The 13,533-nt window shown below is 68.4% G+C and carries 17 protein-coding genes, 1 tRNA gene and 1 pseudogene; 9 read left to right on the plus strand and 10 right to left on the minus strand.

Going from position 1 to position 13,533, the window contains the following annotated elements; genetic code table 11:
- From HNV26_RS07040 to HNV26_RS07065, 6 genes are all read right to left on the minus strand, one after another.
- Positions 1-1,599: a bifunctional metallophosphatase/5'-nucleotidase gene (locus tag HNV26_RS07040; RefSeq protein ID WP_171440785.1), complete on the minus strand. Its 1,599-nt coding sequence runs from the start codon at positions 1,597-1,599 to the stop codon at positions 1-3.
- A gap of 99 nt (positions 1,600-1,698) precedes the next feature.
- Positions 1,699-2,055, minus strand: a complete 357-nt coding sequence (locus HNV26_RS07045) for a rhodanese-like domain-containing protein (protein ID WP_171440744.1) — start codon at positions 2,053-2,055, stop codon at positions 1,699-1,701.
- 212 nt (positions 2,056-2,267) lie between these two features.
- Positions 2,268-3,029: an anti-sigma factor family protein gene (locus HNV26_RS07050; protein WP_171440745.1), complete on the minus strand. Its 762-nt coding sequence runs from the start codon at positions 3,027-3,029 to the stop codon at positions 2,268-2,270.
- Positions 3,016-3,543: an RNA polymerase sigma factor gene (locus HNV26_RS07055; RefSeq protein ID WP_171440746.1), complete on the minus strand. Its 528-nt coding sequence runs from the start codon at positions 3,541-3,543 to the stop codon at positions 3,016-3,018. Before HNV26_RS07055 ends, HNV26_RS07050 begins: the two co-directional genes overlap by 14 nt.
- A 48-nt stretch (positions 3,544-3,591) precedes the next feature.
- Positions 3,592-4,062: a DUF6691 family protein gene (locus HNV26_RS07060; RefSeq protein ID WP_171440747.1), complete on the minus strand. Its 471-nt coding sequence runs from the start codon at positions 4,060-4,062 to the stop codon at positions 3,592-3,594.
- 11 nt (positions 4,063-4,073) lie between these two features.
- Positions 4,074-4,499 (minus strand): YeeE/YedE family protein, encoded by a 426-nt coding sequence (locus tag HNV26_RS07065; RefSeq protein ID WP_171440748.1) that lies wholly within the window; start codon positions 4,497-4,499, stop codon positions 4,074-4,076.
- 114 nt (positions 4,500-4,613) lie between these two features.
- Between HNV26_RS07065 and HNV26_RS07070 the strand changes: the two genes are divergently transcribed.
- From HNV26_RS07070 to HNV26_RS07085, 4 genes are read left to right on the plus strand one after another with little or no spacing between them, the layout of a single operon-like run.
- Positions 4,614-5,315 carry an MBL fold metallo-hydrolase gene (locus tag HNV26_RS07070; protein ID WP_171440749.1) on the plus strand — a complete coding sequence of 234 codons (702 nt, stop codon included), beginning with the start codon at positions 4,614-4,616 and terminating at the stop codon, positions 5,313-5,315.
- A 31-nt stretch (positions 5,316-5,346) separates the two neighbouring features.
- Positions 5,347-5,676, plus strand: a complete 330-nt coding sequence (locus tag HNV26_RS07075) for a rhodanese-like domain-containing protein (protein WP_171440750.1) — start codon at positions 5,347-5,349, stop codon at positions 5,674-5,676.
- Between the two features lie 26 nt (positions 5,677-5,702).
- Positions 5,703-6,497 carry a sulfite exporter TauE/SafE family protein gene (locus HNV26_RS07080; RefSeq protein WP_171440751.1) on the plus strand — a complete coding sequence of 265 codons (795 nt, stop codon included), beginning with the start codon at positions 5,703-5,705 and terminating at the stop codon, positions 6,495-6,497.
- 28 nt (positions 6,498-6,525) lie between these two features.
- Positions 6,526-7,149 (plus strand): SAM-dependent methyltransferase, encoded by a 624-nt coding sequence (locus HNV26_RS07085; protein ID WP_171440752.1) that lies wholly within the window; start codon positions 6,526-6,528, stop codon positions 7,147-7,149.
- Between the two features lie 174 nt (positions 7,150-7,323).
- Here HNV26_RS07085 and HNV26_RS39215 read toward each other — a convergent pair.
- Positions 7,324-7,545, minus strand: a pseudogene (locus HNV26_RS39215) (hypothetical protein); the annotation flags it as partial.
- A 259-nt stretch (positions 7,546-7,804) separates the two neighbouring features.
- Here HNV26_RS39215 and HNV26_RS07090 point away from each other — a divergent pair.
- Together HNV26_RS07090 and HNV26_RS07095 are read left to right on the plus strand one after the other, a co-directional pair.
- Complete coding sequence (locus tag HNV26_RS07090) at positions 7,805-8,212, plus strand: ArsR/SmtB family transcription factor (protein ID WP_301338447.1); 408 nt, start codon at positions 7,805-7,807, stop codon at positions 8,210-8,212.
- An 11-nt stretch (positions 8,213-8,223) separates the two neighbouring features.
- On the plus strand, positions 8,224-8,691 hold the full coding sequence (locus HNV26_RS07095; RefSeq protein ID WP_140863800.1) for an SRPBCC family protein: 468 nt from the start codon (positions 8,224-8,226) through the stop codon (positions 8,689-8,691).
- Positions 8,692-8,747: 56 nt separating this feature from the next.
- Here the strand turns inward: HNV26_RS07095 and HNV26_RS07100 are convergent, their stop codons facing one another.
- A complete protein-coding gene (locus HNV26_RS07100; RefSeq protein ID WP_171440730.1) occupies positions 8,748-8,960 on the minus strand; it encodes a hypothetical protein in 213 nt (70 codons plus the stop codon).
- Positions 8,961-9,510: 550 nt separating this feature from the next.
- Between HNV26_RS07100 and HNV26_RS07105 the strand changes: the two genes are divergently transcribed.
- A complete protein-coding gene (locus HNV26_RS07105; RefSeq protein WP_171440787.1) occupies positions 9,511-9,948 on the plus strand; it encodes a hypothetical protein in 438 nt (145 codons plus the stop codon).
- A 280-nt stretch (positions 9,949-10,228) separates the two neighbouring features.
- On the opposite strand, the gene HNV26_RS07110 is transcribed toward HNV26_RS07105, so the two are convergent.
- Positions 10,229-10,303, minus strand: a tRNA-Thr gene (locus HNV26_RS07110).
- A 337-nt stretch (positions 10,304-10,640) separates the two neighbouring features.
- Between HNV26_RS07110 and HNV26_RS07115 the strand changes: the two genes are divergently transcribed.
- Positions 10,641-12,191, plus strand: a complete 1,551-nt coding sequence (locus HNV26_RS07115) for a Glu/Leu/Phe/Val family dehydrogenase (protein ID WP_171440753.1) — start codon at positions 10,641-10,643, stop codon at positions 12,189-12,191.
- Positions 12,192-12,360: 169 nt separating this feature from the next.
- On the opposite strand, the gene HNV26_RS07120 is transcribed toward HNV26_RS07115, so the two are convergent.
- On the minus strand, positions 12,361-12,720 hold the full coding sequence (locus tag HNV26_RS07120) for a PilZ domain-containing protein (protein WP_013940932.1): 360 nt from the start codon (positions 12,718-12,720) through the stop codon (positions 12,361-12,363).
- Between the two features lie 167 nt (positions 12,721-12,887).
- On the opposite strand from HNV26_RS07120, the gene HNV26_RS07125 reads away from it, so the two are divergent.
- The gene (locus HNV26_RS07125) at positions 12,888-13,523 is read left to right on the plus strand and encodes a DUF6066 family protein (protein WP_171440754.1); all 636 of its coding nucleotides are present in this window, start codon (positions 12,888-12,890) and stop codon (positions 13,521-13,523) included.
- The last annotated feature ends 10 nt before the right edge of the window (positions 13,524-13,533 follow it).

Below are 13,533 nucleotides of genomic sequence, written 5' to 3' on the forward strand. Positions count from 1 at the left end.
TCACGGTTGAACCTGCTGGGTGCGGAGCACGGCCGGCAGGTCCTCGCCCACCGCGCGGCCCTCCAGAGACGCACTCAGTCGCGGCTTGCCGGCGAGGAAGCGGCGCACGGCCTCGTGCGCGTCCACGTCGAGCACCCGCGGGTCCTGGACGCCGGGGATACGGCAGAGCATGTCCGGCGAGTCCCCTTCCCGCTCACAGGCCGTCACGGTGTAGAGGCGCTCGTCCACCACCGGCTCGCCAGCGACCTCCAGGGAGAGGAGGCGCTGCCCCTTGGGGGCCTCCGAGCGGAAGCGCACCGTCATCCCCGAGGGGCGCGGCAGCCACCCGCCGAAGCGCTTCTCCGGGTCCTTCGCGAAGACGTTCTCCAGCTCCTGCTCCCAGAAGGCGCGAAGCTGACGGCCACTCACCTTGCCCGTCTTCAGCTTGTTGGTGATGGGAAAGAAGTTCCACAGGTCCGCCTCGCGCACGGGCCCGGGCAGCAGCGGCGTGCCGAAGCGGAAGCCGTTGGAGAGGCCAATCTCCGTCCCGCCAGCGGCGCGGATGGCGTCAGCCAGCACGTTGTCCAGCGGGTTCTCCACCACCGCATAGCGCGCGAGCGTCACGTCGGTGTGCCCCACCGGCGAGGACAGCTGTTCGTCATAAGGCGCGAGCGCGGCGTCCACGAGCCGCGCCATCTCCGGGTCTTCGGGGAAGCGCGACGCGGTCAGCTCGATGAGCTCCCAGCGGCGGTCCACCACCTTCCCGTCCTCCAGCCACAAGTCCAACCGGCCGAGGAAGGAGCCGAAGGCGCCGGGCTCCACCACCCAGCTTCCAGCCTGCTCGATGGGGACATAGGTGCGCTCATGCGTGTCACTGGACAGATGGGCGTCCACGCCAGACACCCGGGCGGCGATGCCCACGGCCTTGGCGAGCCCTACGTGCGACATCAAGAGCACCACCTGGGCGCCCTCGCGCTCGCGCACCTCGCGCACCAGCTCCGGCAGCGCCTCCGGGCCGTCGTAGCGCAGCCCCTTGCTGTACCCCGGGGGCTGACGGCGCGGGACGTCCGGGTCGGTGAAGCCCACCACGGCCACCTTCACCCCGCCCACCTCCTTCACCAGGTACGGCGGGAAGAGCCGTTCACCGCTGGCCGCATCACGCAGGTTGGCAGCGAAGAGCGGGTGCTTCAGCTCACGGGCGCGCTGGCGCAGCACCGCGGGGCCGTACACCACCTCCCAGTTGCCGGGCACCGCGCCGTCCAGGCCGAGCGCATTGAGCGGTTCGATGAGGGCGCCGCCCTCGGTGAGGGCAGCCGCGCCCGAGCCTTGAATCGTGTCGCCGGCGTCGAGCACCAGCACGTCACCGCCGCGCTCGGCCCGGATCTGTTGGATGGCGGCGGCGACGCGGGCGAAGCCACCCGCCATCTCGATGCGCTCCTTCCCATCGCGCCAGAAGAGTTCCGGGTGGGCGCGCATCTGCGCATGCAGGTCCGCCACGTAGAGGACGGTGAGCTGCTGACGCTGGGGCGTCGGAGCGCTGGCGGTGGCCGGCGGCCGGGGTGAAGCACAGCCGGAGGCCAGGACGAGCAGCGCGCCGAGCGCGGATAGGAGACGGGACATCATGGAGCACCTTGCGAGGGGTGAATGAGACAGCGGAGATGACACGAGGTACGCCGCGCGAAGTTCCCGGACGGCGGCTCACCTCGAACACCTCGCGCATCACCTCCACGTCGACATGGAGCCGAGATTGAAGACGTCCTGGAACCCCTGCTCCTTCAACAGGCGCTCGGCACGGCCGCTGCGCGCGCCACTGCGGCAGTAGACCACCAGGGGCGTCTGCTGCGAGCCAAGCTCTCCGAACCGCCGTGCCAGTTCATCCACCGGGATGTTCACCGCGCCAGGAATGTGACCGGCGGCGAACTCCTCGGGCGTGCGGACATCCACCAACGTGGCGCCCGCCTCCACCCTGCGGCGGGCCTCGGCCCCCGCCGCGGCGTCACCTGGACGCGAGCGCGTACAAGCGGTGAAGACGAGACCCATGAACACGACGGCGATGACGACGAAAATGACCTTCATGGCGCGGCTCCAAGCGACACCGGGGGCCACTGGCCCCCGGGAAGTGCGTACAGCCTGGTGAGAGCCGTGGCGACGGCCAGAGGATTCACCGCCTGCCCCGCCCGGCCGCCCGGCCGCGACAAGGGCACGCAGGCGCGCGCACTCCCGGCGCCCCCAACAGCCGGCGGGGACGGTCCCGCCGCCGCTTCCGGAAGGGCCCCGCCCCAGCCGCCTCAGGGAGAGAGGCGGGCCAGCGCGGCCAGGAGCACCGCGGGCTCCAGTTCGGAGACGGCCAGCGCGGCCCGCTCGCCCACACCGGGCAGCACGCAGATGCGCTCGCCCACGGGCCCTTGCGTGCACCGAGGCCCGTCACCAGCGAAGCGGGCCGCCTCCTGCGCCGCCGCCGAGCCCGGCAGGGGGAGGAAGAGCGTCATCGCCTTGCCCCCCTCGTGCCGATACAGCAACGAGGCGGAGAGCTTTCCATGCAACCGGCAGCGACGGGCCCCCAGCAGCGTCGCGCCTGGCACCACCGGCACATCCACCGGATAGCCCACCTCCTGCTCCACCCACGCCTTCACCTCGGCCGGGTCGGAGGACTCGAACTCACAGGGGGCGATCCGGGAGAAGGCCTTGAGGTGGTGCCGCTCGAGGTCCATCGCCAGCGCCTCGTTCATGCCGCTGGGCCATGACGTCCAGAGGACTCCCACCGACGCGAGCACCGCGGCCACGCCCGCCGCCAGCCTCCGCGTGGGGAAGAGCCTCCGGGGGCGCGGCGCCAACCGCGTGACACGCTCCGCCAGCTCGGGCGGCACTCGCGGCTCCGCGGCGCCCTCCGCCCTGAGCGCCTGCCGCAGCGAGGCATAGCGGGCAGCCTCCCGGGCACAGCCCGGGCATCGGGGCAGGTGGTGCGCCACCGCCTGCTGCTCATGCGCCTGGACCTCACCGTCGAACCACGCGGAGAGACGCTCCTGCCACTGGGGGCTACAGGCTTCCATGGACCTTCTCCTTCTCGAGGAAGTCGAGCATCGCCAGCCGCGCCCTCGCCAGCCGCGAGCGCACGGTGCCCACCGGGCAGCCCTGCACCTGAGCGATCTCCTCGTAGCTCAGCTCCTCGACTTCCCGCAGCCACAACGTGTCGCGCCACTCCGGCGCCAGGGAGTCGAGCGCCGCCTGCATCCCCGCACTCAAGGTGCGGGCATGCAGCTCCGCCTCCAGGTCCGCGGACGGCTCCGGAGGCAGCGCCCGGCCCAGCCCCCCCTCCAGCACCTCCAGGTGAGGCCGTAGCCCCCGGCGGGAGTTGAGGAACACGGTGCGCTGTACGGCGAGCAGCCAGGCCTTGAGGCGCTCGGTCTCCCGCAGCGCGCCGCGCTGCTCCAGGGCGCGCGCCAGCGTCTCCTGTACCAGGTCATCCGCCTCCGCGGCGCTGCCCGTCAACCGACGCCCCACCCGCCTCAAGACGGGCAGGTGCTCCAGGGCACGTTCAATGAAGGCGCGGGCGCTCACGGTCATGAGGACACAATTTGGCGGGTGGAAGGTTCCCGGTGACGGACACGGGGCTTATTGAGCGGGCGTGGCGCCCACGCGCGGAGTCCCTGGACGCGGTGCCCCCACGCAGCTCCGCGCCTGAACCACCTGCGCGAGGTAGAAGCCCGCGAACATGGCGGGCACGAAGACAAGCAAGGGGAAGGCCCCGGTCGCCAGCGAGGTGAGCGCGGGACCGGGACAGTAGCCGCCCAGCCCCCAGCCCACGCCGAAGAGGGCCGAGCCCACGAGGAGCTTCGCGTCCGGCTTGCTGGCGGGGAACGCGGGGAACTTGGTGGCGAACAGGGGCTGCGCGCGCCGGTGGATGAGGGGCCGCAGCGCCGCGTGAACGGCGATGGCGCCTCCCATCACGAACGCGAGCCGGTAGTCCCAGTCGCCTGCGATGTCGAGGAAGCCGAGGACGTTGGCCGGGTCTGTCATGCCGGCGAGGCCCAAGCCGAGGGCGAAGATGATGCCGCTGAGGAACGCACTGAGGGAGGTACGCATGGGGACTTTCTCTAGAGGACGTGCCGGACCAGGAAGACGGTGAGGACACCGGTGGCCATGAAGGTGAGTGTGGCGGAGATGGAGCGGACCGAGCCCCGGCTGATGCCGCAGACGCCGTGCCCGCTGGTGCAGCCGTTGCCCAGCCGCGAGCCGAACCCCACCAGCAGTCCGGCCCCCACCAGCAGCCAGAGGCCGCCCGCGCTCGGGGTCGAGGGCGCCGGGAAGGAGCCGGGGCGCACCCAGGCGAGCAGCAGGCCCCCGGAGAGCAGCCCGGCGAAGAAGAGCACGCGCCAGGCCACGTCACCGCGTACGGGGGCCAGCAGAGAGCCCACCACGCCGCTGATGCCGGCGACCCGGCCGTTGGCCAGGAGCAACAGGGAGGCGCTCAGCCCGATGAGGGCCCCGCCCAGGAGAGGAAGGAGGATGGAGGAAGTCATGTCGCGTGAGAGCCAGGCTCCAAAAAAAGGATTCAGCAGGGCCTGAGAACGGGATTCAGCAGGGCCTGAATCCTTCTTCCACGCCCCGGGCTCTCATGGACAGGAGGCTTCGACATGATTTTCCGGCAGCTTTTCGATTCCGAGTCCTCGACGTACACGTACCTCATCGGCGACGAGACCACGCGCCAGGCGGTCCTCATCGACCCCGTGCTCGAGCAGGCCGACCGCGACCTTCAACTGGTCGCCGAGTTGGACCTCACCCTCACCCACGTCTTCGACACCCACGTCCACGCCGACCACATCACTGCGTCGGGCGTGCTGCGGGAGCGCACGCAGGCCACGGTGGTGGGGAGCGTGAACGGAGCCAGTTGCGCCAACGTCCAGGTCCGCCACGGGGACGAGGTGCGCGTCGGTCAGCTCGTCTTCCAGGTGCTCGCCACCCCGGGGCACACGGACGACAGCATCAGCTACCTGCTCGGCGACCGCGTCTTCACCGGGGATGCGCTGCTCGTGCGTGGCAACGGACGCACCGACTTCCAGAACGGGAACGCGAGCCAGCTCTACGACAGCCTCACGCGCGTCCTCTTCGCCCTCCCCGATGAGACGCTCGTCTACCCCGGCCACGACTACAAGGGCCGCACGGTGACGAGCATCGCCGAGGAGAAGCGGCACAACCCTCGCGTGGCCGGCAAGAGCCGGGAGGAGTTCATCCACATCATGGAGAACCTCAACCTGCCCAAGCCCAAGCTGATTGACGCCGCCGTCCCGGCCAACCGCGCCTGTGGACACACGGCGCCCTCCCCACAGGGGGCCTGAGTCCCCTGGCCACTTCGCTGGAGTCCCGACCATGACGACACACCCCCCCTATCAGGACATCACGCCCTCGCAGATCGACACGCTCGGCCCCGAGGTGCGGCGCATCGACGTGCGCGAACCGGACGAGTACACCGGCCCCCTGGGCCACCTGCCCGGAACCGAGCTCGTCCCCCTGGGCACGCTCGAGGCCGCCGCCAGCGCGTGGCCGCGCGAGGCGCCGCTGCTGCTCATCTGCCGCTCAGGCGGGCGCTCCGCGCAGGCGGCGCGGCTGCTCGCCCATGGCGGCTTCAAACACCTCTTCAACCTGGCGGGCGGGATGCTCGCCGTGCGCGAACCGCTCGTGCCGCGGCCCCAAGGCTGAGCGCGCGTCGCAACAGGACGGACACCATGCCCCTTCTCGGCTTCTCGCTCGCGGCGCTCATGGGCCTGTCGCTCGGCCTGCTCGGCGGCGGTGGCTCCATCATCACCGTCCCCATCCTCGTGTACGTCCTGGGCTTCGGGGCCAAGGAGTCCATCGCCATGGGATTGGCCGTGGTGGGCGTCACCAGCCTCTTCGGCGCGGCGAGCCACTGGCGCAAGGGCAACGTCCAGTGGAAGGCGGCCCTCGTCTTTGGGGCGGTGGCCATGGCGGGCACCTACGCAGGGGCGCGCCTGTCCGCGCTCATCTCCGGGACGACGCAGTTGCTGCTCTTCGCCACGGTGATGCTCATCTCCGCCGTCTTCATGTTCCGCAATGGCCGGAAGGACTCCGCACAGGCGCCCGAGCCCCGGAAGGCGTCCTTCCCCCTCATGGCCCTGGCCGCCCTCGGGGTGGGGGGCCTCACCGGCCTGGTCGGCGTGGGCGGCGGCTTCCTCATCGTCCCGGCGCTGGTGCTGCTGGTGGGCCTGCCCATGAAGCAGGCGGTGGGCACCAGCCTGCTCGTCATCGCCTTCAACTCCCTCGTGGGCTTCGCCGGCTACCTCGGCCACGTCGAGGTGCCCTGGGTCTCCCTTGGCATCTTCACGGCCATCGCCGTGGTGGGCATCCTGCTGGGCACCTGGGCGTCCCACTTCGTCTCCCAGGCGACGCTCAAGGCAGCCTTCTCCGGCTTCCTCGTCGTGATGGGCATCTTCATCTTCTTCAAGAACCGGGAAGCGTTGGGGCTGGGGGGCGGCGCCACCACGACGCAGAATGCCCACTGACGTCACGCAGAACTCCAGGAGGAACACCATGGCCGAGCAGCCCCCCGACGCAGCCGCTCAATGGGACGCACGCTTCAGTCACCCGGCGTATGTCTATGGCACCCAGCCCAACGACTTCCTCGTGGAGATGGCCTCGCGCCTCCCTCCCGGCGGGCGCGTGCTGAGCCTTGGTGAGGGCGAGGGCCGCAACGCCGTCTACCTCGCCTCCCTGGGCCACGCCGTCACCGCCGTGGACGCGTCGAGCGTGGGACTCCAGAAGGCGAAGCGGCTGGCAGACGAGCGCGGCGTCAACATCGAGACGCGCGTCAGCGACCTGACGCACTTCACCTTCGAACCGGAGGCGTGGGACGCGGCCATCGTCATCTTCTGTCACCTGCCCCCCGCATTGCGGCGACGGGTGCATGGCGCGTTGGTACAGAGCCTCCGCCCCGGTGGACTGGTCCTCCTCGAAGCGTACACGCCCGCTCAGCTGGCCTTCCGCACGGGCGGTCCGCCTGTCGAGGAGCTCCTCTACACGGCGGAAGCCCTGCGCGAGGACTTCGCGGGGCTGGAGCTGCCCGTGCTCCGTGAGCTGACGCGCGAGGTCCGCGAAGGGACACTGCACACCGGAAGGGCTGCCGTGGTGCAGCTCGTCGGACGCAAGGCGACGTGAGCCCGGACCTGCACGGGCGGAGTACACCAGCTCCAGCGCCGTGTCCGCCCTCGTCACAGACCTGCTGAAATCAAACCTGGGCACCGAAGCATGATGCCTCCAGGGAGCGTTCCTCCCTGCCCCTCCTCGACCCACACACACGATTCGGGACTTGCCCCCCCTTGGGTGCCTGCGTGCACGCAGCGCACGCAGGCCGCCCGAACGTAGCCGTGCAGCCCACTTACTCACTGCGGCCTCGGACACCCCAAACTCACGTGCGACGCGAACCTGCGGAACGCTGACGTAAGGCCGCCGCCATGCGGTGCTCCGGGGCCATGGACCTGGAGAAGACGGCAGAGGAGGAGAGAGGGCGGAGGCGAAGCAGACGGAGGGGCGCGGGCCGAGGGCCTGCTTCACGCGGGCATTCAAGGCGCGGGTGGGGGGACGGCATCCTGGGCCGAGCGGCCCAGGGCGCCAGCCGGTCCATGGTGGCGACCGAGCTGGGCTTGAGCGACAAAACGATGGGGCGCTGGTGCAGGAAGGCCAGCAGGGCCCGCACCTTCCACGCTATCGCGGTGGACGCACCTGCTGCCTCCTCGCGCGCCGTCTCGAGATTCCGACTGCGTCGTGCGCCGTTCAGCGCGATTCGTACGAACGCGATTGCGTTTAATTAACCATGTGGTTAATTTCCCATTTGGTTAATTACGCCATGCCGCTCGACCCACTCAGCGCCACCTTTGCCGCACTCGCCGACCCGACCCGGCGCGCGATCCTCGCGCGGCTCTCGAAGGGTGAAGCCTCCGTCACGGAGCTCGCGCAGCCTTTCGAAATGAGCCTCCCTGCCGTGACGAAGCACCTCAAGGTGCTCGAGCGTGCGGGGCTGATTACGCGGAGCCGCGAAGCGCAGTGGCGGCCTTGCCGACTCGCACCGAAGCCGTTGAAGGACGCGAACGCCTGGCTCGAGCACTACCGCGAATTCTGGGAGGGCAGCTTCGACCGGCTCGAGGACTACCTCGCTGACCTCCAAGGGCAGAAGCGCCCGGCGCGCGCCCGCAAAGCTCCAACCCCGAAGAAGCCCAAATGAGGAGCACACACATGAATGCAGCGCTCGACCTCAACGAACTCGCGAAGCGGCAGCTGGAAATCTCGCGGCTGATCAGCGCCCCGCGCGCGCTGGTCTTTCAGGCGTTCACCGACGCGAAGATGATCTCCAACTGGTGGGGGCCGGACGGCTTCCGAACGACGACGGTGAGCAAAGATGTGCGTCCGGGTGGCGCGTGGAAGTTCACCATGCACGGGCCTGATGGCACCGACTTCCCGAACCACATCGTCTACACGAAGGTAGTCCCCAACGAGCGGCTCGAGTGGGAGCACGGTTCGAAGGAGGGCGAGGTGATGTTCAAGGCAGTCGTCACCTTCAAGGATGAAGCGGGAAAGACGCGCGTCACGTTGCAGCACACGATGCCCACCGTCGAAGCGCGCGAACAGGCGGCGAAGTACGCAATCGAAGGTGGCAATCAGACGCTCGCGCGACTCGAGCAGCACCTCGCGACGCAGCAGTAGTTGCTCGTCGCTACGGCACCGTGTACGCGAGTGCCCACGTCTGCGCGGCTTCGGACTCAGCGAACTCTGCATGGGGAGTGGGCTTGGCCCGGTTCGGTGGACAGGTTGAGCTTGGCCCAGTTCCTCCAGTTGAGCGCCTCGAAGGTGCACTTCGGCAGCCGGAAGGCGCGGACATAGGGGAGCGCCGCCTCGAGGGCAGTCCGGGCGAGGCGGAAAATGAAGGGCACCCCGTTGTCGAGCACGATGGGTCTGCCGGTGCGCTTCGCCACACCCCGAGGCGTACGTTCATCACATCGGCCGGGCGGGACGCGCGGGGCGGCGTGGGCTGACCGCGTCGGACGTGGGCAAGCTCGAGTTCCACGACCGCCACGCCTTCGTCGCGGTCTCCAAGCGCGTCGCGAAGATGGCCCTTCCGCGATTGAGCGAGGGACACAAGCACCGCATCGAGCGCGTGCGACAGTCGCCTCCTCCCCTCCGGATTCTCAAAGTATGAAATCGTCCGAGTAATATGTTTCGCGTGAATCAACTCGCCGTATGCGCGGTCCCAGGGGGGCCGATGGCGCTCGCGAGTGCTCGTCGGCATTTTCGCACTGCTGGGGCCGCGAGTTCAGGGCCGCAGCTCGCGAGAACAAACCCTCGCATCAAAGGACTCATCCTGTGAATACGTCGTTCATGCGTTGGCCGTGCGCGATTGTTGGACTCTCCCTCGGGGCCCTTCTCGTTGCTTGTGGCGGTGACTCGGAGCCGTCCAATCCGAACGGAGATGGAGACGGAAACGGAAATGGAAATGGAGGAGGCGGGACTGACACGGAAACGACTGTGAATGGCAGACCCGCGAGCGAGTACTTCGCACAGTTCGCCTATGAGAAATACGCTGGCGCCCCGGGGGGCGCGGCTGAGTTCCCCGCCCAGCGGGATGGCATCAACCTGTTCGCCGCGACCGCCTTCCTGAAGCAAGACAAGAGCTTCATCCTCTACTACGCCGAGGGCGAAGGGACTGTGCGTTCCAATGGCTACACCGCCGAGATTCCTCTCTCCCGCATGTTCAAACGCACCGGCGTCTGGAGTGTCAGTGGAGGCTCGTTGAAGCTTGGCGACCTGATGACCTGCCAAGGCCTCATGGTAGACGGCAACGACGCGCTTCGCTGCACGTTGGACCGGACCATCGGTTATGCGGACGCAGTGGGGAAGAGCGCGACGTTCACGCGCTCGACCAACTCGTCGCCGAATGACAGGCAGTGGGCCGACTACAAGTGACGAGGGCTGGAGCGGAGGATCCGAGGAGTGCCGCTGAAGGGGGCCGCCGGAGCAGTGAGCCAAGCGGGTGGAGAAGCCGCTCGGCCCCATGGGGCACAACGCCGGCCCCTCCCGCGTCGCTCACGTAGGCCAGCACTCGCCGCCTGCCGCCACACCTCACGCAGGCGAACACGCCGAAGTCGAACGTCCTCCGGCCTGGCTGAAGCAACGCCCGAGCGCTGATCGTGGCGGAAAAAGGAAAAGGGCTGGCTGCCCGAAGCAACCAGCCCTTCTCTCTTCTTGGAGCCGACACCCAGGATTGAACTGGGGACCTACTGATTACGAATCAGTTGCTCTGCCGCTGAGCTATGTCGGCGCGACAGGTGCGCGGGGAGTACCATGGTGGCGCATGTCCGGCAAGCAGAAATGAAGGCGGGTGCTCACCCTCCCCTCCACCCCGCCCGTTTTCCGCGCGCCCGCATCGTTGGTTTTCCAACCATCCCCACGATTGACCACCCTGACACGGATGACACACCGCGTCTGTCGCAGCTGACACATCGCGTTGACATAAGTGCCCGTTATCGCTCCAGATTCTTGAGAGAGGACGGGTGCTTGGCGCGGTTGAAGTCTCTGAGCGCCTATGTACATAAGGGCCCCGCTACCCCCACGTGCCTCGCCCACGAGCGGCGACGCGACAAGGAGCATCTCCCGTCATGGCCAGCGAAGAGAATTTCATGCGTGCCCCGGCCCCTACGCCCAAGCGCACCGTCTACACCGAGGCGATGGAGATCTTCCATCGAGCCGCGGACCTCATCGCGCTGGACAAGCGCGTCCGCCTCGAGTTGGAGGAGCCGGACTACGAGCACATCTTCTACGTCACGGCGAAGCTGAAGGACCGCCTCGTCCCGCTCTCCGAGGAGAAGGCGCGCACCTTCTCCAACCTTCCCGAGACGCAGGTCCGTAACAAGGAAGGCCTGGAGCTGCTGGCCAACGGCAACATCATCCTCAACGGCCGCGCCCTGCTGGGCTCGGACGTGGACATCCGCCAGGGCCACCTGCGTCTGCCGGACGGCAAGGTGTACCAGCTGGTCCCCGGTGAGTCGCAGCGCTTCAAGGCCTACCGCGTGCAGCACAACCAGGCGCGCGGCCCCTACAAGGGCGGCCTGCGCTACCACCGCGAGGTGTCCCTGGACCTCTTCAAGGCCCTGGCCGCGGAGATGACCTGGAAGACGGCCATCGCCGAGGTTCCGTTCGGCGGCGGCAAGGGCGGCATCCAGATCGACCCGCGCGAGTACGGCCGGGAGGAGATCGAGGCCATCACCCTGCGCTTCATGTACCGGCTCAAGAGCATGATTGGCCCGGACATCGACATCCCGGCGCCGGACGTGGGCACCAACCCCGGAATCATGGCCCTGCTCTACCGCCAGTACTCGGACGGTGAGCGCGAGCGCCACAACCTGCGCGGCATCGTCACCGGCAAGGACGTGCGCATCGGCGGCTCCGAGGGCCGTCACAAGGCCACCGGCCAGGGCGTCGCCTTCTGCATCGAGGACTACTACGCCGACCGCGGCGAGTCCGTGAAGGGCAAGACGTTCATCATCCAGGGCTTCGGCAACGTGGGCAGCCACGCCGCCAACATCCTGTCGCAGATGGGCGCCCGCCTGCTCGCGGTGAACGACGCCGACGGCACCATCTTCAATGGTGACGGCATCGACGTGACCGCGCTCTCCGCCTACGTGCAGGACCCCAAGAACCTCAAGCGCAGCGTGCTCGGCTTCCCGGGCGCCCAGCGCATCGAGAAGAAGGACCTCTGGGACGTCCAGGCGGACATCCTGGTCCCCGCGGCCCTGGGCGGCGAAATCACCGCCGACGTGGCCGAGCGCCTGCGCGTCAAGCTGGTGGCCGAGGGCGCCAACGGCCCCACCACCCCGGAGGCCGACCGCATCCTGGAGAAGCGCGGCATCGAGCTCATCCCGGACATCATCGCCAACGCCGGTGGTGTCACGGTGAGCTACTACGAGTGGATCCAGAACAAGCGCATGGAGCGCTGGAGCGAGGCCGAGGTCGACCAGCGGCTCGAGCGCGCCATGAAGCGCAACTACCGCATCATCCGCGACATCTCGCGCAACCAGCCGCGCAAGACGGAGATGCACGACAGCCGCCAGTACTGCATCGGTGAGGCGGTGGACACCCGCTGCGCCGCCATGATTCTGGCGCTCAAGCGCATCGAGGCCCACTACCTCCTCGAGGGCTTCTCGCAGTAGTCGAAGGCACGGGCACCCGCCCACCGCTGGAAACACGAAGGGCACGGTCCTCCATCTGGAAGGCCGTGCCCTTTCGTTTTCGCCGGGCCCCGAGGTTGGCTTGGGCGGCCCCCGCTGCTGTTCCGGGAAGCGCCAGGCCGCGAAGCCCCTCACGGGCCCCGGGCGAACCTCAGTGCATCACCCGCTCGCGATCCACCAACAGGAGGGGCGCGTCGTCCTGCGTCTCATAGGCCACGATGCGCAGCCCCACGCCGCGGCTGCTGCCCTCGCGCCCGTCCTTGCGCCCGAAGGCCAGGGCCACCTGGTAGCGAACCTCGCACAGGCACGTCATCTCCGTCCCGTCCTCGCCCGCGAACGTCACCTTCAGCTTCTCGCCCAGGCCCACCTGGTCCCGGACCTCCACGAACATGCCCCGCGCGCTGATGTTGCGGCCCACCCCCCGAAGCATCCCATCCTGGGTGGTGAGGTAGACGGTGAAGACCTTGTCGAAACGGAGGTGGGAACGGCGCTCGTGAGGACGCTCAAACATGGGGGTGGCTCCCGGAACAGGTGGTGACAGGCGCAACCTACACGGTAGCCACATGTAGGCAAGTTCTTCACCTACATCCACCCTCACACACCCATGTAACGAGTGCCGGACGCTCTCCGAAATGGCACGATTCCAGGCTGAACCCCTGTTCCCCGGAGACCTCGCCCGTGAATCGCATCCTCCTCGCCGCCGCCCTCTTCCTCGCGCCCGCGCTTGCCCTGGCGGACGCGGACCCTCGCTTCGCCAAGCTGCGTGACGAAGCCGAGCCGCTGGGCGGGCTGGGGACCTTCCTGGATAAGTTCGTGGGCGCGTGCGACGGCCCCTTCGTGGACTCGCAGTGCAAGGCCAACGCGGAGGCGTTCCGGAAGAAGTACCAGGGCAAGCGGCTGTACATGATCGTCACCGAGGACGACGCCACCATGCTCACCCCGGGGCCCTATTCGCTGGGCACGGGCGAGTACAGCATCAACATCACCCCGTTCTTCCCCGGCGGCAGCTCGGCGCTCACCCACGGGGCGCCCAAGAAGACGGACGGCAACGGCAACCCCATCCTCCCCTACCTCACCGTCACCGGTGACATGCCGGCGGGGTGGAACCTGCAGATGTTCAACCGCCTCTTCTCCACGCGCTCGGTGCGGGCACAGATTGTCTTCACCCCGCAGAGCGTGTGGACCCTGCCGAAGAAGGGCGGCGGGAAGAGCCACGGCGTGACGGCGCGCATCGAAGCCATCTTCATCACCGAGGGCCGCAGCGGCCAGGCCATGGGCCTGTGGCTCAACGGCAAGGACGCCAAGAAGCGCTAGGCGGGCGTCA

Source organism: Myxococcus xanthus, from assembly GCF_013116825.1.
Lineage (GTDB): Bacteria > Myxococcota > Myxococcia > Myxococcales > Myxococcaceae > Myxococcus > Myxococcus xanthus_B.

What these genes read in the sequence shown, in the direction of transcription:
- HNV26_RS07060 (WP_171440747.1), bottom strand. Translation starts at nt 4,062, where the DNA reads ATGCGTACCTCCCTCAGTGCGTTCCTCAGCGGCATCATCTTCGCCCTC.
- HNV26_RS07085 (WP_171440752.1), top strand. Translation starts at nt 6,526, where the DNA reads ATGGCCGAGCAGCCCCCCGACGCAGCCGCTCAATGGGACGCACGCTTC.
- HNV26_RS07080 (WP_171440751.1), top strand. Translation starts at nt 5,703, where the DNA reads ATGCCCCTTCTCGGCTTCTCGCTCGCGGCGCTCATGGGCCTGTCGCTC.
- HNV26_RS07045 (WP_171440744.1), bottom strand. Translation starts at nt 2,055, where the DNA reads ATGAAGGTCATTTTCGTCGTCATCGCCGTCGTGTTCATGGGTCTCGTC.
- HNV26_RS07050 (WP_171440745.1), bottom strand. Translation starts at nt 3,029, where the DNA reads ATGGAAGCCTGTAGCCCCCAGTGGCAGGAGCGTCTCTCCGCGTGGTTC.
- HNV26_RS07115 (WP_171440753.1), top strand. Translation starts at nt 10,641, where the DNA reads ATGGCCAGCGAAGAGAATTTCATGCGTGCCCCGGCCCCTACGCCCAAG.
- HNV26_RS07095 (WP_140863800.1), top strand. Translation starts at nt 8,224, where the DNA reads ATGAATGCAGCGCTCGACCTCAACGAACTCGCGAAGCGGCAGCTGGAA.
- HNV26_RS07065 (WP_171440748.1), bottom strand. Translation starts at nt 4,499, where the DNA reads ATGACTTCCTCCATCCTCCTTCCTCTCCTGGGCGGGGCCCTCATCGGG.
- HNV26_RS07070 (WP_171440749.1), top strand. Translation starts at nt 4,614, where the DNA reads ATGATTTTCCGGCAGCTTTTCGATTCCGAGTCCTCGACGTACACGTAC.
- HNV26_RS07090 (WP_301338447.1), top strand. Translation starts at nt 7,805, where the DNA reads ATGTGGTTAATTTCCCATTTGGTTAATTACGCCATGCCGCTCGACCCA.
- HNV26_RS07055 (WP_171440746.1), bottom strand. Translation starts at nt 3,543, where the DNA reads ATGACCGTGAGCGCCCGCGCCTTCATTGAACGTGCCCTGGAGCACCTG.
- HNV26_RS07040 (WP_171440785.1), bottom strand. Translation starts at nt 1,599, where the DNA reads ATGTCCCGTCTCCTATCCGCGCTCGGCGCGCTGCTCGTCCTGGCCTCC.
- HNV26_RS07120 (WP_013940932.1), bottom strand. Translation starts at nt 12,720, where the DNA reads ATGTTTGAGCGTCCTCACGAGCGCCGTTCCCACCTCCGTTTCGACAAG.
- HNV26_RS07075 (WP_171440750.1), top strand. Translation starts at nt 5,347, where the DNA reads ATGACGACACACCCCCCCTATCAGGACATCACGCCCTCGCAGATCGAC.